We start from the raw sequence: 23,376 nt of genomic DNA, 5'->3' as shown, positions 1-23,376 counted from the left end.
CGGGGCCCACGTCGAGCCGCTGATCGCGCGCATCGTCGCGCTGATTCCGCTGCGCGAGCTCAAAGAGCGGCTCGCGCGCTGGGTCGATCATCTGTCGCCTGCGATGACGCTGCCGGTGTTTCTGGTCCCGGTGGCGCCGCTGTATCCGCTGAAGCTGTTCGCGTTGGCGCTGCTCGCCCAAGGCCACTGGATCGCCGGGCTCGGCATCTTTGCGGCCGCGCAGGTGTTCGGCCTCGGCGTTGCCGCCTTCATCTTCGACGTCACCAAGCCGAAGCTGCTGCAGCTTCGCTGGTTCGCCGCCACCTATCGCTGGGTGATCGAACTGCGCGCCAAGGCGCATGCCATCGTGGCGCCGATCATGGCCCAGATCCGGGCCAAGCTCGCCGAGCTGCTGAAGGGTGACGGCGACGGCTGGGGATCGAAGGCGCTGCGCCGCATCGGCGCGCTCCGCCGGCGCATTCGCACGGCGCGGTAGGTTCAGGATTCAAATCGTTTCATCGCGCGAACCGAGGCTCGGTCCGCGCGATGTTCGTTTTGGCTCACATCAGATGCACGGCGTGCGGCGCGAACAGGCCGATCGCCATGAAGCCGAGGCCGCCGATCGCCAAGAGGCCCGACAGCCAGGCCAGCACCATCATGCCGGTGATGATCGTCGCCGACGCCAGCACGATGCCGATCTGGAAGGCCGCCGAGGCGACTTCGTAGTGATGATAGCGAGCCATCGCCAGGTCGCGATCATGTTCGGCGTGCTTGGCGCGTTCGGCGAGCTGTTCGGAGCCTTCGCCGGTCTCCGGTTCGGAGCGATAGCGCGCTGCGGTCTTCTGCCAATCGTCGATCTGCTTTTGCAGCGCCGCCTTGGTGGCCTCGTCCGGCACGGTGCCGAGGCTGAGTCGCGCGTGTTCGGATACCGCCTGCACCGTGGTGCGACGGATGCTCTTGGCCTGGAAGAACGCCCACAAGTTCGAGGCTTCGACGTTCTTGGCGAGAGCTTCGGTTTGCGCACCTTTGCCGAGCGTTTCTGAGAACGCCAGGAACAGCGCGATCACTGAAATCAGCAGCGCGATGCCCTTGTTGGAGCCCGATGCATGCTCGGCATGCTCCGCGTGCTCCATGCTTTCGTGCGCCCCCATCGTCCGGAATCTCCTGTCACAGCAATCATTGCGCCCGCATCGAGCAGGCCTTGTAGCACCGCGATCTTGTCAGTTGGATAAATGGCAGGGTCAAGGCCGCCGGCACCGGACTAACAGCTTAGCCGAGGCGCGTCCGCTGCTCAGGCCCGGGGATGGGCGCTGTTATAGACTTCCAGCAGCCGCTCGGTATCGATCCCCGTATAGACCTGCGTGGTCGACAGCGAGGCATGACCGAGTAATTCCTGGATGGCGCGCAGATCTCCGCCGCGACTAAGCAAATGCGTCGCAAACGAATGTCGCAGCGCGTGGGGCGTCGCGCTGTCGGGCAGCCCGAGGCCACCGCGCAGCCGCTCCATCGCCAGCTGAATGATTCGCGGGCTGAGCGGTCCGCCGCGGGCGCCGACGAACATCGGCCCATCGGGCGGCAGGTTGTAGGGGCAGGCCGCTGCATACTCGGCGATCTGCTCGAGCACGTTTTGCAGCACCGGCACCATTCGGGTCTTGTTGCCTTTGCCGTGCACGATCAGGGTGTCGCCCTTGCCGGGCGCTGGCACGTCACGGCGCTTCAGGCCAAGCGCTTCCGAGATACGCAGGCCGGATCCGTACAGCAGCGCCATCACGGCGGCGTCGCGAATCAGCACCCAGGTCTCGCGCTCCTCGCCGGCGCGCTCGTCGGCGTCGGCAAGCCGCTTGGCGGCCGCGATCGGTAGCGGCTTCGGCAGGCTCTTCTTGATCTTCGGCGCCCGCACCGAGGCTAACGCCCCGACCCGGCCCTTGCCTTCGCGTTCGAGAAAACGCCCGAATGAACGCAGCCCCGCCAGCGCACGCATCAGCGAGCGGCCGGCGATCTCATCCGCCCGTCGCGCCGCCATGAAGGCGCGGACGTCGGTCGCCTCCAGCCGCGCGAACCGGCCGAGCGTGACTTCGCCGCCCCAATGCTCGGCCAGGAATTGCAGAAACTGCCGCACGTCGCGCGCGTAGGCTTCCAGCGTCTTGCCGGACAGCCGCCGCTCGGCCCGCAGATGCGACAGCCATTTCGCCATCTCGGCGGTGAGATCGGCGGTCGCACAGGAGAGTTCGAGCGGCGGAGGCGCGGGATGGGTTTTGGGCATGTGTCTTGTTGCCGACCAGAACGGATCCTCTCCGTCATTGCGAGCGAAGCGAAGCAATCCAGCTCAGTGCAGTAGCTTTTTGGATTGCTTCGTCGGCTTCGCCTCCTCGCAATGACGGGGATAGCGTTTCCGAATCATAGCCGATTTCCTTTCCCATTGATGAAACCGGGCTTTGGCGGCACACCGGGCCGATGGATGATTTGCCGACCAGCAGTCCGGCCTCCCACGCGCCTGCCAGCGTTGTCGACGTGCTGGTGCCGGTCGCGATCGACCAGGCCTATTCGTACCGGGTGCCGCGCGGCCTTTCGCTGAAGCCCGGCGACGTCGTGGCGGTGCCGCTGGGCGCCCGCGAAGTGCTCGGCGTCGTCTGGGCGGAGAATCCGAATCCCGACCCGCGGCTGCACAACCGCCTCAAGGACGTGGCCGAAAAGCTCGACGTGCCGCCGCTGCGCGACGAGCTGCGGCGGATGGTCGAGTGGGTTTCGACCTACACGCTGTCGGCGCGCGGCATGGTGCTGCGGATGTGCTTGCGGATGGGCGAGCATCTCGGCCCGGAGCGGCAGCGCCTGGGCGTGCGGCTGGTCGGCTCGCCGCCGCAGCGGATGACGCCGGCGCGCCGGCGCCTGCTGGAGATCCTGTCGGACGGGCTGCTGCACGGTAAATCCGACCTCGCCAAGGAAGCCGGCGTCAGCCCCGGCGTGATCGACGGACTGGTCGACGAGGGTACCCTGCAGGTCGAGCCGATGCCGCGTGAGAACCCGGCACCGGAGCCCGATCCGGATTTCGCGCCGGCTGACTTTTCACCCGAGCAGGCCCGCGCCGCCGAGACGATGCGCGGCTTGGTGACCGCTGGCGGCTTTCAGGCGGCGCTGATCGACGGTGTCACCGGCTCCGGCAAGACCGAAGTCTATTTCGAGGCGGTCGCCGAGGTGATCCGGCAGGGCGGGCAAAGCCTTATCCTGATGCCGGAGATCGCGCTCACCGGGCAGTTTCTCGAGCGCTTCTCCCAGCGCTTCGGCGTGCGGCCGCTGGAGTGGCACTCCGAACTGACCCCGCGCGCCCGCGCGCGCAACTGGGCGGCAATCGCCGCGGGCCAGGCTCGCGTCGTGGTCGGCGCCCGTTCGGCGCTGTTTCTGCCTTACGCCGATCTCGGGCTGATCATCGTCGATGAGGAGCACGACCAGGCCTACAAGCAGGAAGACGGCGTGCATTATCACGCCCGCGACATGGCGGTGGTGCGGGCGTCGATCGCCAAAATTCCGATCGTGCTGGCGTCGGCGACGCCGTCGGTCGAGACCGAGGTCAATGCCCGCAAGGGCCGCTACACGCGGATTCCGCTGCCGTCACGGTTCGGCGGACAGCACATGCCGCAGATCGAAGCGATCGATCTGCGGCGCGAGCCGCCGATGCGGGGCCGCTTCATTTCGCCGCGGCTCGCCGAGCAGATCGGCTTCGCAATCGAGCGGCGCGAACAGGCGCTGCTGTTTCTCAATCGCCGCGGCTATGCGCCGCTGACGCTGTGCCGCGCCTGCGGGCATCGCTTTGCCTGCACGATCTGCGACGCCTGGCTGGTCGATCACCGCTTCCGGCAGCGCCTGGTGTGTCACCATTGCGGGTTCTCGATGCCGCGGCCGCCGGCCTGTCCACATTGCGGCGCCGAGGGCTCGCTGGTTGCGGTCGGGCCCGGCGTCGAGCGGCTGCAGGAAGAGGCGGCGAGCCTGTTTCCCAACGCCCGCACCATGGTGCTGTCGAGCGATCTGATCACCTCGATCGAGACGATGCGGGCCGAGCTAAACGAGATAGCTGAGGGTCGTGTCGACATCATCATCGGCACCCAGCTCGTTGCCAAGGGCCACAACTTCCCGCGGCTCAATCTGGTCGGCGTCGTCGATGCCGACCTCGGCCTGTCCAACGGCGATCCGCGCGCCGCCGAGCGCACCTTCCAGCTGCTCAACCAGGTGATCGGGCGTGCGGGGCGCGAGCAGGGCCGCGGCGTCGGCTTCCTGCAGACGCATCAGCCCGAGCATCCGGTGATGAAGGCGTTGGTCGCCTGTGACCGCGAGGCGTTTTACGCCAGCGAAATCGACATCCGGGAGCGCACGCTGTACCCGCCGTTCGGCCGGCTCGCGAGCCTGATCATCTCGGCCGGTGATCGGCCGACCGCAGAAAGCTTCGGCCGTCAGCTTGCCAGCGCTGCGCCGCTCGATGAGCGGGTGCAGGTTCTGGGCCCCGCCGAAGCGCCGCTCGCGGTGATCAAGGGGCGCTATCGATTCCGGCTGCTGGTGAAATCGGTGCGCGGCTTCGATCTGTCGAACTACTTGCGCTCTTGGCTCGCCAAAGGACCCAAGACCAAAGGTAATCTGAAGCTAGAAGTCGACGTCGATCCGCAAAGCTTTCTGTGATCTTCAGCGTCGTCCGGACGACAAAAGAAAAGCCTGCCGTCATTGTCGACGCCAGGCTTTTGTCACGTGACGTCAGCGCGGCGTGCGGCTTGTTGCCGAACCAATCCGGACGTCAGGTGTTGTATCTGCAGAGGAAGCAGAACCGCTTCGCGGTTACATCACTTCCGCAACGACCCGGCCGACTCCACGGCTGGTCAGGCCGATTGCGCGCGCAGCGCCGGTCGACAGGTCGAGAACACGGCCGCGAATGAACGGCCCGCGATCGTTGATAGTGACGACCACGCTACGGCCGCCATGGGTGACGCGCAGCTTGGTGCCGAACGGCAGCGTGCGGTGCGCGGCGGTCATCGCGTTGGCGTTCATGCGCTGGCCCGACGCGGTCCGGCTCCCGGACTCATTGCCGTAGTACGAAGCCATACCGGAGAAGCTGCGGCCACCGCCGCTCTCCACCGACGCATTGGCCGAGCGCCAGTCGCTGTGGTGGCTATGGTGGTGGTGGCGGTGATGCCGGCTCTTCGCCGAGGCTTCGCCTACCGATCCGCCAAGGAAGACAGAGGCGACGATCATCGCCGCGGCCGCAGCCGGCCCGGTGGTGAGCAGCGCCGGTGTTTTCTTTCGAACCATATCCTATCCTTAAGTCGAGTATTGCCCCATATGCGGCAAGTGGAACCCCCGTCCCTATGTTCGCGGTCGAACGAGTGGCCTTGTAATGAGGCTGAATATAGGCGGTCAATCCTCCATATTTCGCGCTGCAATATTTGGTGATCTTTCGCAGTACAACGTGGTACTCTGATATTAACAACTATTTTACTTATCGAATACTTCAAGTCCTTGCCGGATACTGAATTACGAAGTTTTCATGAACGCCGATGGCGAATCACACAAGTAATCGATTGTTAAGGCTGAGCGCGTGCGTCGGCGACGGTTCTGCAACCCCAAATAGAGAAGTTGCGACCAGTGGGATTAGCCCCATGCGTGGCGCGAAGGGGCTCCCAGCCCGCGCTTCGCGCCTGCGAGGCTCTTCTCCGGCTTAGTGGCCAGGCTTAGCGGGCAGGTCTTTTCGGCTTCGCGACAGATCCAGGCCCAGGTCCGTTCTGGCGCCGAACGGTGCGCTCACGACTGACGTGACGCGTTCTGCCAGGCGCCTCGACGATTGATCTGCAACAAGGCGCCGCGGGCTCGTGCCATCGTGTTGCACCTGCGCGCGCGCTATGTTAGCAAAGCCGCGATTTTAAAGGCCGCCGGACCATCGTGCCGGTCAGAAATCGAAGTCCAGCTTGAATTCCAAGGGCTTAAATCGGGGGCGCCGCTTCGTGGCGACGGTTTTTTCCTTGGCCATTTGACAGCAAGAAGAGCGCGCTCGTGGCATCTGAAGATCCATCGGTTTCCGGAGTCTCCGGTCGTTACGCGACCGCTTTGTTTGAACTGGCCCGCGACGAAAAATCCATCGATGCGGTGTTGGCCGATCTGGACAAGTTCAGTGCCATGCTGGCGGGCAGCCCGGATCTCGTCCGTCTCGTCCGTAGCCCGGTGTTCGCCTCCGAGGTGCAGGGCAAGGCGCTGGCCGCGGTGCTCGACAAGGCGGGCATCACCGGCATCAGCGCCAATTTTCTGAAAGTGCTCGCTGCCAACCGTCGGCTGTTCGTCGTCGCCGATGTGATCCGTGCCTATCGCGCGCTGGTCGCCAAGTTCAAGGGCGAGGCGACCGCCGATGTGACCGTGGCCGAGAAGCTCAGCGACAAGAATCTCGAAGCGCTGAAGGCGGCGCTGAAGTCGGTGACCGGCAAGGACGTCGCCCTCAATATCAACGTCGATCCGGCGATCATCGGCGGGCTTGTCGTCAAGCTCGGTAGCCGCATGGTCGACAGTTCGCTCCGCACCAAACTCAATTCGATCAAGCACGCGATGAAAGAGGCAGGCTGATGGACATCCGCGCCGCGGAAATTTCCGCGATCCTCAAGGACCAGATCAAGAATTTCGGCCAGGAAGCCGAAGTCTCCGAGGTCGGACAGGTGTTGTCCGTCGGCGACGGCATCGCCCGCGTTTATGGCCTGGACAACGTGCTCGCCGGTGAAATGGTCGAGTTCGAGAACGGCACGCGCGGCATGGCGCTCAATCTCGAAACCGACAACGTCGGCGTCGTGATCTTCGGTGCCGACCGCGAGATTAAGGAAGGCCAGACCGTCAAGCGCACCCGTTCGATCGTGGACGCGCCGGTCGGCAAGGGTCTGCTCGGCCGCGTCGTTGACGCTCTCGGCAATCCGATCGACGGCAAGGGTCCGATCCAGGCGGTCGAGCGCAAGCGCGTCGACGTCAAGGCGCCCGGCATCATTCCGCGCAAGTCGGTGCACGAGCCGATGGCGACTGGCCTGAAGTCGATCGACGCGCTGATTCCGATCGGCCGTGGCCAGCGCGAGCTGATCATCGGCGACCGTCAGACCGGCAAGACCGCGATCGCGCTCGACGCCATTCTGAACCAGAAGTCGCTGAACGTCGAAGGCGCGCCGGAGAGCCAGAAGCTGTACTGCGTTTACGTCGCGGTCGGTCAGAAGCGCTCCACCGTCGCCCAGTTCGTGAAGGTTCTGGAAGAGCAGGGCGCGCTGGAATACTCGGTCGTCGTCGCCGCCACCGCGTCGGACCCGGCTCCGATGCAGTACATCGCGCCGTTCACCGGCTGCACCATCGGCGAGTACTTCCGCGATAACGGCATGCACGCCGTGATCATCTACGACGACTTGTCCAAGCAGGCCGTCGCTTACCGCCAGATGTCGCTGCTGCTGCGCCGTCCGCCGGGCCGCGAAGCGTATCCGGGCGACGTGTTCTATCTGCACTCCCGTCTGCTGGAACGCGCCGCGAAGCTGAACGACGAGAAGGGCGCCGGTTCGCTCACCGCTCTGCCGGTGATCGAAACCCAGGCCAACGACGTGTCGGCCTACATTCCGACCAACGTGATCTCGATCACCGACGGCCAGATCTTCCTGGAAACCGACCTGTTCTTCCAGGGCATCCGCCCGGCCGTGAACGTCGGTCTGTCGGTGTCGCGCGTCGGTTCGTCGGCTCAGACTAAGGCGATGAAGAAGGTCGCCGGCAAGATCAAGGGCGAGCTTGCGCAGTACCGCGAAATGGCGGCGTTCGCACAGTTTGGCTCCGACCTTGACGCCGCGACCCAGCGCCTGCTGAACCGCGGTTCGCGTCTGACCGAACTCCTGAAGCAGCCGCAGTTCTCGCCGCTGAAGATGGAAGAGCAGGTCTGCGTGATTTGGGCCGGCACCAACGGCTATCTCGATGCGCTCCCGCTCAACAAGGTGCGCGCGTTCGAAGACGGTCTGCTGGCGCTGCTGCGCGGCAAGGAGTCGAGCATCCTGGAAGCGATCCGCACCAGCCGCGATCTCAGCGACGACTCCGCTGCGAAGCTCAAGGCGGTGGTCGAGAGCTACGCCAAGACGTTCGCTTGATGCTGTCATGGCCGGGGTCTTCCCCGGCCATCCACGTCCTCGACGTGGCTATTCGACATCGTGGATGCCCGGGGCGAGCCCGGGCATGACGAATGTGAGGTTCGCGGTCGGATCACAGGTCAGATCGCCGGGGTGGACTGAGAATGGCTTCACTTAAAGACATGCGCGTCCGCATCGCCTCGACGAAGGCGACGCAGAAGATCACCAAGGCGATGCAGATGGTGGCCGCCTCGAAGCTGCGCCGCGCCCAGATGGCGGCGGAAGCAGCGCGGCCCTACGCCGAGAAGATGGAAGCGGTGATCTCGAATATCGCCGGTGCCGCAGCGGGCTCGCCCGGCGCGCCGGTGCTTCTGGCCGGCAACGGCAAGGATCAGGTTCACCTGCTGCTGGTGTGCACGGGCGAACGCGGCCTGTCCGGTGCGTTCAACTCCTCGATCGTCCGCCTCGCTCGCGAGCGCGCGCTCGAGCTGATGAGCCAGGGCAAGACGGTCAAGTTCTTCTGCGTCGGCCGCAAAGGTTACGAGCAGCTGCGCCGCAACTTCGAGAAGCAGATCATCGACAATGTCGAGCTGCGCTCGGTGCGTCAGATCGGCTTCGTCAACGCCGAGGACATCGCCAAGAAGGTGATCGCCCGCTTCAATGCCGGCGAGTTCGACGTCTGCACGCTGTTCTACTCGCGGTTCAAGTCGGTGATCTCGCAGATCCCGACAGCCCAGCGGTTGATCCCGCTGGAAGTGGCGGCGCCCGCCGCAGGCGCGGTGGCGACCTCTTACGAATACGAGCCGGAAGAGGACGAGATCCTCTCGGGCCTCCTGCCGCGCAACCTCGCGGTGCAAATCTTCCGCGCTCTGCTCGAGAACAACGCGTCGTTCTACGGCGCGCAGATGAGCGCGATGGACAACGCCACCCGCAACGCCGGTGAAATGATCCGCAAGCAGACGCTGGTCTACAACCGCACCCGGCAGGCGATGATCACCAAGGAACTGATCGAGATCATCTCGGGCGCCGAGGCGATCTGACGCGACTTCACAAGGTTTTACGTCCGGTCGATCGACCGTGGACGGGTTTTCGGACTTCAGGGAGACAGTTGAAATGGCTACACCCGCCAATCAGACCGGACGCATCACGCAGGTGATCGGCGCCGTCGTCGACGTTCAGTTCGAAGGGCATCTACCGGCCATTCTGAACGCCATCGAAACCAAGAACGGCGACAACCGCCTGGTGCTCGAAGTTGCGCAGCACCTCGGTGAATCGACCGTCCGCACCATCGCGATGGACACCACCGAAGGTCTGGTTCGCGGCCAGGAAGTCACCGACACCGGCGCGCCGATCTCGGTGCCGGTCGGCGACGGCACGCTCGGCCGCATCATGAACGTGATCGGTGAGCCGGTCGACGAGCAGGGCCCGATCAAGTCGGAAGGTCTTCGCGCCATCCACCAGGAAGCCCCGGCCTACACCGACCAGTCGACTGAAGCTGAAATCCTCGTCACCGGCATCAAGGTCGTCGACCTGCTCGCGCCCTACGCCAAGGGCGGCAAGATCGGCCTGTTCGGCGGCGCCGGCGTCGGCAAGACCGTGCTGATCCAGGAACTGATCAACAACGTCGCCCGCGCCCACGGCGGTTACTCGGTGTTCGCCGGCGTCGGCGAGCGCACCCGCGAAGGCAACGACCTCTATCACGAGTTCATCGAATCCGGCGTCAACAAGAAGGGCGGCGGCGAAGGCTCCAAGTGCGCTCTGGTTTACGGCCAGATGAACGAACCGCCGGGCGCCCGCGCCCGCGTCGGTCTGACCGGTCTGACCGTCGCCGAGCACTTCCGCGACCAGGGCCAGGACGTGCTGTTCTTCGTCGACAACATCTTCCGCTTCACCCAGGCCGGCTCGGAAGTGTCGGCGCTGCTCGGCCGTATCCCGTCGGCGGTGGGTTATCAGCCGACGCTCGCGACCGACATGGGCGCGCTGCAGGAGCGCATCACCACCACCACCAAGGGTTCGATCACTTCGGTGCAGGCGATCTACGTTCCGGCCGACGACTTGACCGACCCGGCGCCGGCGACCTCGTTCGCCCACTTGGACGCCACCACCGTGCTCAACCGTGCGATCTCGGAAAAGGGCATCTACCCGGCGGTGGACCCGCTCGACTCGACCTCGCGCATGCTGTCCGCCTCGATCGTCGGCGAAGAGCACTACACCACCGCGCGTATGGTTCAGCAGATCCTGCAGAAGTATAAGTCGCTGCAGGACATCATCGCCATCCTGGGCATGGACGAACTGTCCGAAGAGGACAAGCTGACCGTGGCCCGCGCCCGTAAGATCGAGCGCTTCCTGTCGCAGCCGTTCTTCGTCGCCGAAGTGTTCACCGGCTCGCCGGGCAAGTTCGTCGACCTCGTCGACACTATCAAGGGCTTCCGCGCGATCTGCGAAGGCAAGTACGACCACCTGCCGGAAGCGGCGTTCTACATGGTCGGCACCATCGAAGAGGCGGTCGAGAAGGGCAAGAAGCTCGCCGCCGAGGCGGCCTGAGCCGAGAGAGCACGTCATGGCCGGGCTTGACCCGGCCATCCATCGTCTCAAATCAGTTTCAATGATGGACCCGCGGGTCGAGCCCGCGGGTGACCGCAGAGAGAGCAGCGAGCATGTCCACCTTCCACTTCGATCTGGTTTCGCCCGAACAAGTCGCCTTCTCCGGCCAAGTTGATCAGGTCGATATTCCGGGCGCCGAGGGTGACTTCGGTGTGCTCGCCGGTCATGCGCCGGTGGTGGCGGTGATCCGTCCCGGTATCCTCACCGTGACGGCGGGCGCCAACAAGCAGAAGATCGTAGTGCTCGGCGGCATCGCCGAAGTGTCCGAGAAGGGCCTCACCGTTCTGGCCGACGTCGCGACCGCGGCACCGGACTTGGACCTGCAGGACTTCGCCGCGACCATCCAGACGATGGAGCAGCAGATCCCCGGCAAGGTCGGCGACGAGCTCGACCGCGCGATCGAGCGCCTGGATCACTTCAAGAGCATCCAGCACGAGCTCAACACCACCGCGATGCACTAACGTCGCCGTCAGGTGTTCTGACATTTCGAATGGCCGGGCATTGTCCCGGCCATTTGCTTTTGAGGCGGCGCTCTACACAGTGGTCATTGCCGGGCTTGACCCGGCAATCCATCTGTTTTCCCAAGAATGATGGATGCGCGGGTCAAGCCCGCGCATGAAGTACGGTAGTGAAGAAGGCGCCGCAGCTAAGCTTGAGCGGCGGCAAACCGCGCAAAGCTCCGCGCTACTTCCCGATAGACTTCGCGGCGGAACGGCACGACGAGATCGGCGACGCGGTCGAGGCGCTCCCAGCGCCAGGCATCGAATTCCGGCGGCATGTCGTTGCGGACGGCGAGCGGATCGATCTCCGCCTCGCTGCCGGTGAAGCGCAGCGCGAACCATTTCTGGCGCTGACCGCGAAACACGGCGAGGCGATGGGCAGGGCCGTCGTATGGCGGGAAGTCGTAGCTGACCCAGTCGGTCTCGCCGAGGATCTCGGCGTTGGTCACGCCGGTCTCTTCCCAGAGTTCGCGCATCACTGCGATCCGCGGCTCTTCGCCTTCGTCAATGCCGCCTTGCGGCATCTGCCATTCGAGACCCGGCAGAATGATCTCCGGGCCGTCGTCGCGAAACCGTCGCCCGATCAGAACCCGGCCGTCGCCGCCAAACAGCGCGATGCCGACGTTGCGGCGATACGGGAGTGATTCGACAGGCGGGCGCGCGGTCACGACGCCATCAGGGTCCGGAAGTAGCCGATGGTCTCCTTCAGACCGTCGGCGAGCGGCACCTTCGGCTCCCATCCCAGCTCGCGGCGGGCCAGCGAAATGTCGGGCTGGCGCTGGCGCGGATCGTCCGACGGCAGCGGCATCATCACCAGCTTCGACTTCGAGTCGGTCATTTCGATCACCATCTCGGCGAGCTGCCGAATGGTGAACTCGACCGGATTGCCGAGATTGACCGGTCCGATGAACTCATCGCCGCTCGCCATCAGTTTGGCGAAGCCGTCGAGCAGGTCGGTGACGTAGCAGAACGACCGCGTCTGGCTGCCGTCGCCGTAGATGGTGATGTCGTTGCCGGACAGCGCCTGGACGATAAAGTTCGACACCACGCGACCGTCGTTGGGATGCATCCGCGGCCCGTAGGTATTGAAGATTCGCGCGACCTTGATCTTCACCTTGTGCTGACGGTGATAGTCGAAGAACAGCGTCTCGGCTGCGCGCTTGCCCTCGTCGTAACAGGCGCGGATGCCGAGCGGATTGACGTGGCCCCAATAGCTCTCGGGCTGCGGGTGCACGTTGGGGTCGCCGTAAACCTCGCTGGTCGAGGCCTGGAAAATCTTGGCGCGGGTACGCTTGGCGAGGCCCAGCATGTTGATGGCGCCGTGCACCGACGTCTTCAACGTCTGCACCGGATCGTGCTGGTAGTGCACGGGCGAAGCCGGGCACGCGAGATTGTAGATGTCGTCGACCTCGACATAGAGCGGGAAGGTGACGTCGTGGCGCATCACCTCGAATCGAGGCGTACCGACCAGATGTTCGATGTTGCGCCGCCAGCCGGTGAAATAATTGTCGACGCACAGAACTTCATGGCCTTCGGCCAACAGCTTGTCGCACAGGTGCGAGCCGATGAAGCCGGCGCCGCCGCTCACGAGAATTCGTCGGGACAATCGCATCGCTGGGTCCTGGACAGGGGCGGGTTCGGACGCGCCTCAGTCGCGGGAACGGGTGCCCATTTGGCTCGAAACGCCCGGCCGGACGCGGTCGCGTCGGCCGTTTTCCGCCGCATTGAATGGCAAGAAACCCCATGCTAGGCAAGCGCCGAAACCGTGGCTCGCTGCTGCGAGCGGCTGCCACCGGCTGCGACGACCGCCGTCCCGGCGCTGTCGCCGACCCACGCGGGCGGCGCGGCGCCTGCTGCGACTTGCGCCAGGCGAATTCAATTCATGACCACGCCCGTCGATACCTCCAAGCTCCGCATTCTCGAAATCGGCGGCGGCTATTTCAAACTTCAGTATCCAGAGCGCACCACCTGCCTGTGGACCTGGACCAAGCTGACCGACGACTTCGGCAAGCTCGACGGCTTCTCGACGCCGGACCGCGTGCTGCGCGAACTGCGCGCCGCCGGCCGAGGCGAATACGACGTCGTGGTGGTGAACAGCCTGCGCTATTCGCCCTGGCATCCGCGCTATTGGGCGCGCGGCATCTTCTACACGCCGACCAATCCATGGGCCGCGCTGACCCGACAATTCGGCCCCAGCGTGTTCCGCTGGGTGAAGTCGCCTGTGCCGGTGGTCGCGGTCGAGATGGATGATCACTTCGCGATCTCGAAGAGCAGCGTCTTCCTGCTCGATAAGGCGAAGGCGTATTTCAAACGCGAGCTGCCGTGCGACAAATGGCAGGCCCTGGCCGGCACCGTGCATCCGCATCTGCCGACGCTGCGCTATCGGCGCAGCGAGAAGTGGCAACGCCGGATCGACAAGCTGCAGCCGATCTCGCTGCCGCAATTCCGGTTCGACGCACGTTGGCGGGACGCGCCGTTTCCGGAGAAGACACACGACATTTTCTTCATCGGCTCGGTCGACGGCAATTCCACAGTGCGGCGCGACGGTCTGCCGGAGCTGGAGCGGCTGCGGGCGGCGGGCGTGCGGATCGATCAGCCGACCGAGCGACTGCCCTACGACGCCTTCATGGAGCGGATGTCGCATTCCTGGCTGGCGTGGTCGCCGGAGGGCATGGGGTGGGACTGCTACCGGCACTATGAAGCGCCGATCGTGCAGTCGGTGCCGCTGATGAACAACCCGACCATCCTGCGCTATGCACCACTGCTGTCTGGTCAGCACGGCGTGTACTACGACATCGAACCCGGCGGGCTGGAGCGCGCCGTCACGTCAGCGCTGGCGGACAAGGACAAGCTGCGTCGCATGGCGCTGGCTGCGCGCGATCACGTCTTCGCCCACCACACCGTGAAGGCGCACTGCGATCATATCCTGCAGACCGCGATGGCGGCCGGATGATGGTCTCGCGGCCCGTTGCCTCCGCGCGACGAGGCGGCAAGATTGGTCACGGAGTTCCCGCGTCGTTGCGAGGAGCGTAGCTACGGAGCAATGCAGGGCTCAGTTCACCGAGCCCGTGGATTGCTTCGCTGAGCTTGCAACGACGAAAGGATTGGTCGCCTCACACCGCCGCGGCGAGCTGCGAGAATTCCTTGACGACGCGCTCGTAGACCGGGCGCTTGAATGGCACGATCAGCTCCGGAAGATTGTGCATCGGCTCCCAGCGCCAGCTGGTGAACTCCGCCTTATGGCCGCCGCCGGGGTGGACGACGTTGATCTCGGAGTCCGCGCCGGTGAAGCGGGCCGCGAACCATTTCTGGCGCTGGCCGCGATAGCGACCCTTCCAAGCGCGGCCTGCCACGGTGCGCGGGATATCGTAGATCAGCCAGTCCGGCACCTCGGCGAGCTTCTCGACCGAGTGGACGCTGGTTTCTTCATAAAGCTCGCGCTTGGCGGCTTCCCAGGTGTCTTCGCCGGGATCGACGCCGCCTTGCGGCATCTGCCAGACGTGGGTGTCGTCGACGTGTTCGATGCCGCCGGTGCGGCGCCCGATGAAGACGAGACCCTCCCGGTTGATCAGCATCACGCCGACGCAGGTTCGATAGGGCAGGTCTTCGTAGCGGGCCATTCCGTCAGTGCCTTCCGCATCCCCGAGGTTGGGGTGACTCAACTTGATTTTGATTTCAGCATCGCCGTTGTCAATGGCGCCAGGAGGATCCCGCGACTCTCCAAGCTCTTGCTCCAGTTGACAATTCGTTCAATCGTCACCGGAAGCGCAGAAGCCATGCCGACAGCGCTGCCCCGCTCTTTGGCGATGCTCTCCAGCCGCGCCAGCGCCTTGTCGATATCGGCGCCGGCCGGCACCTGATCGATCGTGAGATCGGCCCGTGCGAACGGGATCGCGAGCGATTTCGCCAGCGTTCCGGCGACGCTGCGCGGCGCGGTGCCGTCATCGAGATAGCCGAGCCCGCGCTTGGCGGCGTCGCGGATCACCGCCTGCATCGCCGGTTCGGTGGCGACGAACCGTGCGCCCATGAAGTTCGACAGGCCGACATAGCCCTGGATCCGGCTGAGATGCCAATTCAGGCGGTCGAGATTTTGCTCCGGTGCGCTGGAGGTCAGCAGCGTCTGCGGTCCAGGGTCGTTGTCCGGATAATCGAACGGCTCCATCGGAATCTGCAGAATGACCTCGTGGCGCTTGGTCCGCGCTTCGTTCGCCAGCTTGCCCGGGTCCGATCCGTAGGGCGTGAACGCCAGCGCCACCGCAGCCGGCAGCTTCATCACCGCATCGTTGGTGCGGGCCGCGCCGATGCCAAGCCCTCCGACTACGATCGTCACGGTCGGCATCCGCTCAGCCTTGGCGCGATCGGCATCGGTTGTCATCGCATAGGCCGAGAACGGTTTCAGCCCGCCGGCCATCACCGGGATCATGCCATAACGCGACTGCTCCAGCAGCTTCGGATTGATGCCGTCTGAGGTCGCTGGTCCTGCCGGAGGCTCGCCCTTGTCGGCGCTGTCGGTCCCGACCACGACGTCCTGACGCGTGCCCTTGGAGCCGTCGATGATGGTGATGGTCTTCTGACCGGCGGCCGCGTCTTTCGACTCAGCGGCATCCTTCTTCTCGGCGGCAGCCGCCGGAGCATTCTCCGGCTTGCCGCTTTGGTCCTTGCCGGCCTCGGCGGCGGCTTGCTTGGCTTCTTCGGGGCTTGGTTTGATCTCGACCCGCACCACCGGTTCGCCGCCAAACGGATCATTGCCGAATAGCGCGAAGCCGAGGAACACCAGCACGAACAGGCCGAGCAGCGCCGCCACCCCTTGGGTGGCGTTGAACGGCAGCCGGTAATGGCGCAGCCGCTTCCACCGGTTCCGCTTCTGACCCAGCGGGGTGCTTAGTTCGTCCGCCGCCACTGCCAACGATCTCCCGAATCAGTGCAGGCGACGATAGCACGACACAGCCGGAGACCGCGGCGGGACGCCGTGTCAGGACGGGCCGCCCAGCAAAAAGGGCGGCCTGCAGGCCGCCCTTTCGGCAGATACATCAATCTCGAGACGAGCGATCAGTTCGCTGCCTTGTTGCCGGCCGGCTTGTCGATCGCAGCCTTGTCGCCGGTGGTCTGCTTGTCGGCCGGAGCCGAAGCGTTGACCTTGATGCCGTGCAGCAGATCGGCGGCGGCCTTCAGCGCCTTGTCGTCCTTGGCTTCCGGCGGCACGTAGGACTGCGAGCCGGTCTTCTCGTCGCCGTCGGCGCCCTTCAGATGGCCGCGCAGCGAGGCTTCGCCCTTGGTGTCGGTCCGCGCCTTGAGGTCGGCCGGCACGTCCTGCATCACTTCGATATCCGGAGTGATACCCTTGGCCTGAATCGACTTGCCCGACGGCGTGTAGTAGCGCGCCGTGGTCAGCCGCAGGGCGCCGTTGCCGGAGCCAAGCGGAATGATGGTCTGCACCGAGCCCTTACCGAACGAACGGGTGCCGACCACGGTGGCGCGCTTGTGATCCTGCAGCGCACCGGCGACGATTTCCGACGCGGAGGCCGAGCCGCCGTTGACCAGAACGATCACCGGCTTGCCCTTGGTGAGGTCGCCCGCATGGGCGGAGCGGCGCTGGGTCTCTTCGGCATTGCGGCCGCGGGTCGAGACGATTTCGCCGCGATCCAGGAACGCGTCCGACACCGTCACCGCTTCCTCGAGCAGGCCGCCCGGGTTGTTGCGCAGATCGAGGATGAAGCCCTTCAGCTTGTCGGCGCCGATCTGGTTGGTGAGGTTCGCGATCTCCTTCTTGAGCCCTTCGGTGGTCTGCTCGTTGAAGGTGGTGATGCGGATGTAGCCGATGTCGCTGTCTTCGACGCGCGCGCGCACCGAGCGGACGCGGATGTTGTCGCGCACCAGCGTGACTTCGATCGGGTTGTCCTGGCCCTTGCGGACGATCTTCAGCCGGATCTTGGTGTTGACCGGGCCGCGCATCTTCTCGACCGCCTGGTTCAGGGTCAGGCCCTGCACCGCCTCGTCGTCGAGATTGGTGATGATGTCGTTGGCCAGGATGCCGGCCTTCGACGCCGGGGTATCGTCGATCGGCGACACCACCTTGATCAGGCCGTCTTCCATGGTGACTTCGATGCCGAGGCCGCCGAATTCGCCGCGGGTCTGCACCTGCATGTCACGGAAGCTCTTGGCGTCCATGTAGCTGGAGTGCGGATCGAGACCGGCCAGCATGCCGCTGATGGCGGATTCGATCAGCTTGGAATCGTCGGGCTTCTCCACGTAGTCGCTGCGCACCCGCTCGAACACGTCGCCGAACAGGTTGAGCTGGCGGTAGGTGTCGGAAGTGGCGGCGCGGGCGGTGGCGCCCATCAGCATCGTGCGAGGTTGGGTGACGAAAAGTGTCAGCGCGGCACCGGTGACGGCGCTGAGGAGGATTACCGAAGTCTTGCGCATCATCCGCGAACCTTCTCGCCTTCATTTGCGGCCCACCATGGGCCTGGATCGATGGGAGTGCCGTCTTTACGGAACTCGACGTAGAGCACGGGCTGACTGGCGTTGGCCGCGAGGATCGAGGCGACCCGCGAGGTCGAACCCATGGTCGCGACCGGCTCTCCCGTGAGCACGAACTGCCCGATATTGACTGAAATGCGCTCCATCCCGGCGATCAGGACATGATACCCGCCACCGGCATTGAGGATCAAGAGTTGTCCATAGGAGCGGAACGGGCCGGCATAGACCACCCAGCCATCGCAAGGTGTTGTAATCTGGGCGCCGGCGCGCGTCGCCAGTGAGATGCCGCGCTCGACGCCGCCAACCCCGTCGGGGCGCCCGAATTCGCGGATCTTGGTGCCGTTAACCGGCAGCGGCAGCATGCCCTTGGCGGAAGCGAACGCGATCGCCGGGCTCAGCCGGCCGGGATCCTTCAGCGCCGCCAGATTGGCCTTGCCGGCAGCCGGGGCGCCCTTCTGATCGGCGGCGGCCGCCGCCTTCGCGGCGCTCCTGAGGTCCTGCTCCATCTTGGCGATCAGGCCCTGGAGGCTGTCGACCTGGCGCGATAGCGTCAGCGCCCGGCCGCGCTCGGCCTCGATGTCCTTCTCGACCGCATTCTGTTGCCGCTGGCGCTCTTCGACCAAGGCGGCGAGCCGGGTCTGGTCGGTGGTCAGGTTATTGCGGTCGGCGGCGAGCTGGTCGCGCTCGGCGGCGATCTTCTGGCGCACCGCGATCAGTTCGCCGAGATCGATGGCGAGACGCTCCGCGCGGGTCCGCAGCTCCGGCACCACGGCGCCGAGCAGGATCGCGGTGCGCAGCGACTCCAGTGCGTCTTCGGGGCGCACCAGCAGTGCGGGCGGGGCGCGGCGCCCGGCGCGCTGAAGGGCGGCCAGCACCTCGCCGATCTCGCCGCGGCGGGCGTCCAGCGATGTGCGGATTTCAGTCTCGCGCGCGTCGAGCGGGCGCAAGCGCGCTTCGGCGTCGCTGATGCGGGTTTCGACCGCCCGCACCTTGGCGGCGACGTCGATCAGTTCCTGGTTGAGCTTGGTGCGGTCGGCGCCGATCGCCGCCAGATCGGCCTTGAGCTTGTCCTGCTGCTCGGCGGCGCTCTTTTGCTGCGCCCGCGCCGCTTCCAGCTCCTGCTCATGCTGCTTGATCAGGTCTGCCATCGACGGCGCCGCCGTCGTGGCAACGGGGGCGGTCTGGGCCTTCGCTGAGGAGATCAGCGCCCCGTCCGGGCGCGCCAAGTCGCCCGCCCACAAGCCCGCAGCGAGCCCGGCGGACAATAGAACCGCGGGCCGCCAGGAGCCGGCAGCCGCAGTGTGCCTCGCAGCCGTGTTGCGCGGTGCATGCATCGGTTCGCTACGGCGTCGGTTACGCACGATGGTAAGGATGTCCCGCCAAAATCGTCGCGGCCCGATAGATCTGCTCCAGCAGCATCACGCGAACCATTTGGTGCGGCCATGTCGCCCCCCCGAACGACATGCTCAGCTTTGCCTTGCGCCGCAATTCAGGCAAAAGTCCGTCTGCTCCGCCGATCACGAAAATAGTACCGGGCACCTGCTCGTCCCGCCAGCGGCCGAGCTGAGCGGCGAAGGCGGTGCTGCCGAGGCTCTGTCCGCGCTCGTCGAGCGTGACCAACACAGCGCCATCCGGCACCTGAGCGATGATCGCGGCGGCTTCTTCCGCCATCCGGGCCGGCGCCTCACGGGCGCGGCTTTCGGCAATTTCATGGACATCGAGGCCGCGGAAGCCGAGCTTGCGGCCGAGGTCGTCGAACCGCGCACGATAGCGCTCGGCGAGCTCGCGCTCCGGCCCCTGTTTCAGCTTCCCGACAGCCAGGATCAACAATCGCATCGGCTCACGCGCCCTTTGCGCGAGAGCCGCGCTACTCATCCGTCAGACACGCGTCTTCAGCCGCGCCGACGCCACACGGACTACGATGACTACAGCGTCTTCGCCGGCGCCGGACCTTGCGTCCACAACCGTTCGAGGTTGTAGAACTCGCGGACCTCGGGACGGAAGACGTGCAACACGACGTCGCCGGCGTCGATCAGCACCCAATCGCAGTTCGGCAAGCCTTCGACGTGCGGCGCGGCGATGCCGGCCTGCTTCAGGGCCTTGACGACGTTCTCTGCGATCGCGCCAACGTGACGGTTAACCCGTCCAGTGGTGACGACCACGTAGTCGAACATCGCTGATTTGCCGCGGAGGTCGATGGTCACCGTCTCCTCCGCCTTCATGTCGTCGAGGCGGGAGAGGATCAGTTGCAGCGTCGCTTCCGCATCCGGCGCAGCCTTGAACTGCGATGCATCCGGCGCGATCGCCTCAGGGGTCGGTACTGGCGCAGTCCTGGTTGACGCGGACCGCGAAGCCTTTGCCGCGACCGATTTCGGCAAAGCCGACGTAGACAATACAGAAGTGGTCAGGGACCTTTCCTTTCACTGTATCGTGGGTGCCGACTCCCGGCGCCCACAGGCCATTCTAAAGCAATTTCCAGCAAAGTGGAATCCAGGGCGCCTTGCAGGAGCCGTAAACGCCGCCGCGCCGTCTCGCAAAAGTCACACATCCGATGTGGGGAGCGCCGCGCCGAGAGTCCAGCGAACGCCACCATCATGTCTTCCAGCTTCCGTCGGGGTTCCGCAAAGCGGTCGACGACACCGGCGATTTCAGCCCGGTGAGAAACACCCAGGCGGGCGGCTGGCGATCCGCCAGGGTTGCCGCTTCATTAGTAGGAATTCGCATTCGCATCAGGCGCTGCGCGGCGGGAGCCGCGAGCGCGCGGAGGCTCGTGGGGGGACGGTCGATCACCGCGATCGGGACCTCGGCCGCGATCTGCTGCCACTGCTGCCAGCGATGGAACTGAGCCAGATTGTCGGCGCCCATGATCCAGACGAAGCGAGCGCCAGGACAATGCCGGCGCAGATAGCGGAGAGTGTCTGCAGTGTAGCGGGTGCCGATGACGGCTTCGAGACGACTGACCTGGATGCGCGGATCGTCCGCGATCGCCTGAGCCGCGGCAACCCGGGCGTCGATCTCGCGCAGGCTGGAGATATCCTTTAGCGGATTGCCCGGTGATACCAGCCACCACACCCGATCGAGCTTCAGCCGTTTGAGCGCGAACTGACTGATCGCGCGATGGGCCAGATGCGGCGGATTGAACGAGCCGCCGAGCAGGCCGATCCGCATCCCCGGCGTAAACGGCGGAATCGCGCGGCGGGCTGCGGCGAGGTCCGTCGTCACCTCAGCCTCGGCGGCACGGCAGCATCACGGCCGGGTCTGTCCGCTGCCATGGATGCGATACTTGAACGTCGTCAGCTGTTCGGCGCCGACCGGTCCGCGGGCGTGGAATTTGCCGGTGGCGATGCCGATCTCGGCACCAAAGCCGAACTCACCGCCGTCGGCAAACTGCGTCGATGCGTTATGCAGCACGATCGCGGAGTCGACTTCGCTGAGAAACTTCTGCGCCGCCTGCGCATCCTCGGCGACGATCGCATCGGTGTGATGCGATCCGTGATCGTGAATATGCGCGATCGCCGCGTCGACACCGTCGACCAGCTTGGCGGCGATGACTGCATCGAGATACTCAGTATCCCAGTCCTCATCGCTCGCCGGCTTTACCCGGGGATCGACCCGTTGCACGGCCTGATCGCCGCGCACTTCGCACCCCGAGTCGATCAGCATCGTCACCAGCGGAGCGAGATGCGTCGCAGCGGCCGCGCGATCGATCAGTAGTGTTTCGGCTGCGCCGCAGACGCCCGTGCGGCGCATCTTGGCATTCAGCACGATCGACTTGGCCATCTCCAGATCAGCGCTGCGATCGACATAGACGTGATTGACGCCTTCCAGATGCGCAAACACCGGCACCCGCGCTTCGCTTTCGACGCGGGCCACCAAGCTCTTGCCGCCGCGCGGCACGATGACGTCGACCGTTCCATCGAGGCCCGAAAGCAGCAAGCCCACCGCGGCTCTGTCGCGGGTCGGCACCAAAGTAATTGCCGCATCCGGCAGCCCGGCCTCGCGCAGACCCTGCACCAGGCAGTGATGGATCGCCCGGCAGGAGCGAAAACTCTCCGAGCCGCCACGCAGGATCACGGCGTTGCCGGACTTCAGGCACAGCACGCCGGCGTCAGCCGCAACGTTGGGGCGGCTTTCGAAGATCACCGCCACGACTCCGAGCGGCACGCGGACGCGCTCGATGGTCATTCCATTCGGCCGCTGCCACCTTTCGGTCACGGTGCCGACCGGATCGGCGATGCCGCGCACCACCGCGACGCCTTCGGCCATCGCTTCAACGCGCGCAGGCGTCAGCGTCAAACGGTCCAAGAATGCCGACGTGGTACCGGCCGCTTTCGCATCCGCGACATCCTCGGCGTTCGCCGCCAGGATCTTGTAGGCGCCGGCACGGATAGCCCTCTCCATCGCTTCCAGCGCGCGGTTCTTCTGCTCCGGTGGCGCCAGCGCCAGGGTCCGCGCGGCTGCGCGGGCCTGTCGACCCAGGTCGGTCATCAGCGTCGTCAGTTCGGCGCTGCCGTCGATGGCTTTGAGCGAGGCGGTCATAGCGGTTGAGCCTGAAAAATCCGTGGCAGGTCATGTAAATAGGGGGAAAAGGCCGCTACGCCAAGCCGGTTGCTGGGAAACCGGGTGATCCCGGTCCTTTCGGCAATCGACGAGATTGCCGCGATTTGGCGGTTCATTGCTAACTGGCGTCCACGAAACCCCTGCTTGCTAACACGCGGCAGGGGCACTGGAGGACTGCGCGTCAGGCCGGCGCCGTGCCGACGACTAGATCGTCGCGATGGATCATCTCGGCCCGGCCGGTGAGTCCGAGGATCATCATCACGTCCGGCGACGATCGGCCCTTGATCTTCTCGGCATCCTCGGCGTCGTAAGCGACGAGGCCACGGCCGATCTCGTGGGTGTCCGGTCCGCGCACGATCACCGCGTCGCCGCGGGAGAACTGGCCGTCGACCCGGATCACGCCGGCTGGCAGCAGGCTCTTGCCGGCGCGCAGCGCGCTGACGGCGCCGGCGTCGATCGTCAGCGTGCCCTTCGGCTCGAGCGTGCCGGCAATCCAGCGCTTTCGCGCCGTTACGGGATTGGCCGGCGTCAGGAACCAGGTGCACTTGCCACCCTCGGCGATCGCCTTGAGCGGATGATCGATCTTGCCGGAGGCAATCAGCATGTGAGTGCCGGCGGAGGTCGCGATCTTGGCCGCTTCGATCTTGGTGCGCATGCCGCCGCGCGACAGCTCCGAGCCCGCCGCGCCCGCCATGCCCTCGATTTCGGCGGTGATCGCTTCGACCACGGGAATCAGCGTGGCGTCCGGATTGCTGCCGGGCGGTGCAGTGTACAGCCCGTCGATGTCGGACAGCAGGATCAGCAGATCGGCGCTCGCCATGGTGGCGACGCGCGCCGCCAACCGGTCGTTATCGCCGTAGCGGATCTCGGTGGTGGCGACGGTGTCGTTCTCGTTGATCACCGGCACCGCGCGCCATTCCAGCAGTTTGGCGATGGTCGAGCGGGCGTTGAGATAACGCCGCCGTTCTTCGGTGTCCTGAAACGTCACCAGGATTTGGCCGGCGCCGATGCCGTGGGCGCCGAGCACTTCGGACCAGGTCCGGGCCAATTCGATTTGCCCGACTGCCGCTGCCGCCTGGCTTTCCTCAAGCTTGAGCGGGCCGCGCGGCAGCTTCAGCCGGCTGCGCCCGAGCGCGATCGAGCCGGACGACACC

22 protein-coding genes are annotated in these 23,376 nt (G+C 65.3%); 8 read left to right on the top strand and 14 right to left on the bottom strand.

The window, feature by feature from the left end:
* On the top strand, window positions 1-475 hold a 475-nt coding region (locus tag DYI24_RS03975; protein WP_164571338.1), incomplete at its 5' end, for a hypothetical protein.
* A gap of 64 nt (window positions 476-539) precedes the next feature.
* Here DYI24_RS03975 and DYI24_RS03970 read toward each other — a convergent pair.
* Window positions 540-1,130, bottom strand: a complete 591-nt coding sequence (locus DYI24_RS03970) for a DUF4337 domain-containing protein (RefSeq protein WP_107342438.1) — start codon at window positions 1,128-1,130, stop codon at window positions 540-542.
* A gap of 140 nt (window positions 1,131-1,270) precedes the next feature.
* Window positions 1,271-2,242: a tyrosine recombinase XerC gene (locus DYI24_RS03965; RefSeq protein ID WP_164571337.1), complete on the bottom strand. Its 972-nt coding sequence runs from the start codon at window positions 2,240-2,242 to the stop codon at window positions 1,271-1,273.
* Window positions 2,243-2,433: 191 nt separating this feature from the next.
* On the opposite strand from DYI24_RS03965, the gene DYI24_RS03960 reads away from it, so the two are divergent.
* Window positions 2,434-4,644 (top strand): primosomal protein N', encoded by a 2,211-nt coding sequence (locus tag DYI24_RS03960; protein ID WP_164571336.1) that lies wholly within the window; start codon window positions 2,434-2,436, stop codon window positions 4,642-4,644.
* A 153-nt stretch (window positions 4,645-4,797) separates the two neighbouring features.
* On the opposite strand, the gene DYI24_RS03955 is transcribed toward DYI24_RS03960, so the two are convergent.
* The gene (locus DYI24_RS03955) at window positions 4,798-5,268 is read right to left on the bottom strand and encodes a septal ring lytic transglycosylase RlpA family protein (RefSeq protein ID WP_107353797.1); all 471 of its coding nucleotides are present in this window, start codon (window positions 5,266-5,268) and stop codon (window positions 4,798-4,800) included.
* Window positions 5,269-6,006: 738 nt separating this feature from the next.
* On the opposite strand from DYI24_RS03955, the gene DYI24_RS03950 reads away from it, so the two are divergent.
* The 5 genes from DYI24_RS03950 (at window position 6,007) to DYI24_RS03930 (ending at window position 11,143) form a co-directional block, all read left to right on the top strand.
* Entirely contained in the window at window positions 6,007-6,567 is a 561-nt protein-coding gene (locus DYI24_RS03950) for a F0F1 ATP synthase subunit delta (RefSeq protein ID WP_107342434.1), read from the top strand.
* Entirely contained in the window at window positions 6,567-8,099 is a 1,533-nt protein-coding gene (atpA, locus tag DYI24_RS03945) for a F0F1 ATP synthase subunit alpha (protein WP_164571335.1), read from the top strand. Before DYI24_RS03950 ends, atpA begins: the two co-directional genes overlap by 1 nt.
* 143 nt (window positions 8,100-8,242) lie before the next feature.
* Entirely contained in the window at window positions 8,243-9,118 is an 876-nt protein-coding gene (locus DYI24_RS03940) for a F0F1 ATP synthase subunit gamma (protein WP_107342432.1), read from the top strand.
* Window positions 9,119-9,191: 73 nt separating this feature from the next.
* The gene (gene atpD / locus DYI24_RS03935) at window positions 9,192-10,622 is read left to right on the top strand and encodes a F0F1 ATP synthase subunit beta (RefSeq protein WP_107342431.1); all 1,431 of its coding nucleotides are present in this window, start codon (window positions 9,192-9,194) and stop codon (window positions 10,620-10,622) included.
* A 113-nt stretch (window positions 10,623-10,735) separates the two neighbouring features.
* Window positions 10,736-11,143 (top strand): F0F1 ATP synthase subunit epsilon, encoded by a 408-nt coding sequence (locus DYI24_RS03930; protein ID WP_107342430.1) that lies wholly within the window; start codon window positions 10,736-10,738, stop codon window positions 11,141-11,143.
* A gap of 185 nt (window positions 11,144-11,328) precedes the next feature.
* On the opposite strand, the gene DYI24_RS03925 is transcribed toward DYI24_RS03930, so the two are convergent.
* Window positions 11,329-11,850: an RNA pyrophosphohydrolase gene (locus DYI24_RS03925; protein WP_164571334.1), complete on the bottom strand. Its 522-nt coding sequence runs from the start codon at window positions 11,848-11,850 to the stop codon at window positions 11,329-11,331.
* The gene (locus DYI24_RS03920) at window positions 11,847-12,794 is read right to left on the bottom strand and encodes a UDP-glucuronic acid decarboxylase family protein (protein WP_164571333.1); all 948 of its coding nucleotides are present in this window, start codon (window positions 12,792-12,794) and stop codon (window positions 11,847-11,849) included. The genes DYI24_RS03925 and DYI24_RS03920 overlap by 4 nt, the downstream gene beginning before the upstream one ends.
* Window positions 12,795-13,064: 270 nt before the next feature.
* Here DYI24_RS03920 and DYI24_RS03915 point away from each other — a divergent pair, with 270 nt between their 5' ends.
* The gene (locus tag DYI24_RS03915; RefSeq protein WP_164571332.1) at window positions 13,065-14,135 is read left to right on the top strand and encodes a glycosyltransferase; all 1,071 of its coding nucleotides are present in this window, start codon (window positions 13,065-13,067) and stop codon (window positions 14,133-14,135) included.
* Between the two features lie 160 nt (window positions 14,136-14,295).
* On the opposite strand, the gene DYI24_RS03910 is transcribed toward DYI24_RS03915, so the two are convergent.
* From DYI24_RS03910 to proB, 9 genes are all read right to left on the bottom strand, one after another.
* Window positions 14,296-14,802: an RNA pyrophosphohydrolase gene (locus DYI24_RS03910; RefSeq protein WP_107342426.1), complete on the bottom strand. Its 507-nt coding sequence runs from the start codon at window positions 14,800-14,802 to the stop codon at window positions 14,296-14,298.
* 38 nt (window positions 14,803-14,840) lie between these two features.
* A complete protein-coding gene (locus DYI24_RS03905; protein WP_164571339.1) occupies window positions 14,841-16,082 on the bottom strand; it encodes a divergent polysaccharide deacetylase family protein in 1,242 nt (413 codons plus the stop codon).
* 149 nt (window positions 16,083-16,231) lie between these two features.
* Window positions 16,232-17,608: a S41 family peptidase gene (locus DYI24_RS03900; protein ID WP_107342424.1), complete on the bottom strand. Its 1,377-nt coding sequence runs from the start codon at window positions 17,606-17,608 to the stop codon at window positions 16,232-16,234.
* Window positions 17,605-18,996, bottom strand: coding sequence for a murein hydrolase activator EnvC family protein (locus DYI24_RS03895; RefSeq protein WP_164571331.1), 1,392 nt, complete (start codon window positions 18,994-18,996; stop codon window positions 17,605-17,607). Before DYI24_RS03895 ends, DYI24_RS03900 begins: the two co-directional genes overlap by 4 nt.
* A gap of 19 nt (window positions 18,997-19,015) precedes the next feature.
* Window positions 19,016-19,498 (bottom strand): 23S rRNA (pseudouridine(1915)-N(3))-methyltransferase RlmH, encoded by a 483-nt coding sequence (gene rlmH / locus DYI24_RS03890; protein ID WP_011155735.1) that lies wholly within the window; start codon window positions 19,496-19,498, stop codon window positions 19,016-19,018.
* Window positions 19,499-19,587: 89 nt separating this feature from the next.
* Window positions 19,588-19,965 carry a ribosome silencing factor gene (rsfS, locus tag DYI24_RS03885; protein WP_107346369.1) on the bottom strand — a complete coding sequence of 126 codons (378 nt, stop codon included), beginning with the start codon at window positions 19,963-19,965 and terminating at the stop codon, window positions 19,588-19,590.
* 289 nt (window positions 19,966-20,254) lie between these two features.
* On the bottom strand, window positions 20,255-20,884 hold the full coding sequence (locus DYI24_RS03880) for a nicotinate-nucleotide adenylyltransferase (RefSeq protein WP_164571330.1): 630 nt from the start codon (window positions 20,882-20,884) through the stop codon (window positions 20,255-20,257).
* Window positions 20,885-20,908: 24 nt separating this feature from the next.
* A complete protein-coding gene (locus DYI24_RS03875; RefSeq protein WP_164571329.1) occupies window positions 20,909-22,201 on the bottom strand; it encodes a glutamate-5-semialdehyde dehydrogenase in 1,293 nt (430 codons plus the stop codon).
* Window positions 22,202-22,403: 202 nt separating this feature from the next.
* Window positions 22,404-23,376, bottom strand: a 973-nt coding sequence (gene proB, locus DYI24_RS03870) for a glutamate 5-kinase (RefSeq protein ID WP_164571328.1), incomplete at its 5' end; no start/stop codon positions are given.

Origin of the sequence: Rhodopseudomonas sp. BR0C11 (genome assembly GCF_010820945.1) — a bacterium.
GTDB classification, from domain to species: Bacteria; Pseudomonadota; Alphaproteobacteria; order Rhizobiales; family Xanthobacteraceae; genus Rhodopseudomonas; species Rhodopseudomonas palustris_H.
Note: the sequence above shows the minus strand (reverse complement) of the source record. Positions and strands in the feature narration are given on the sequence as shown.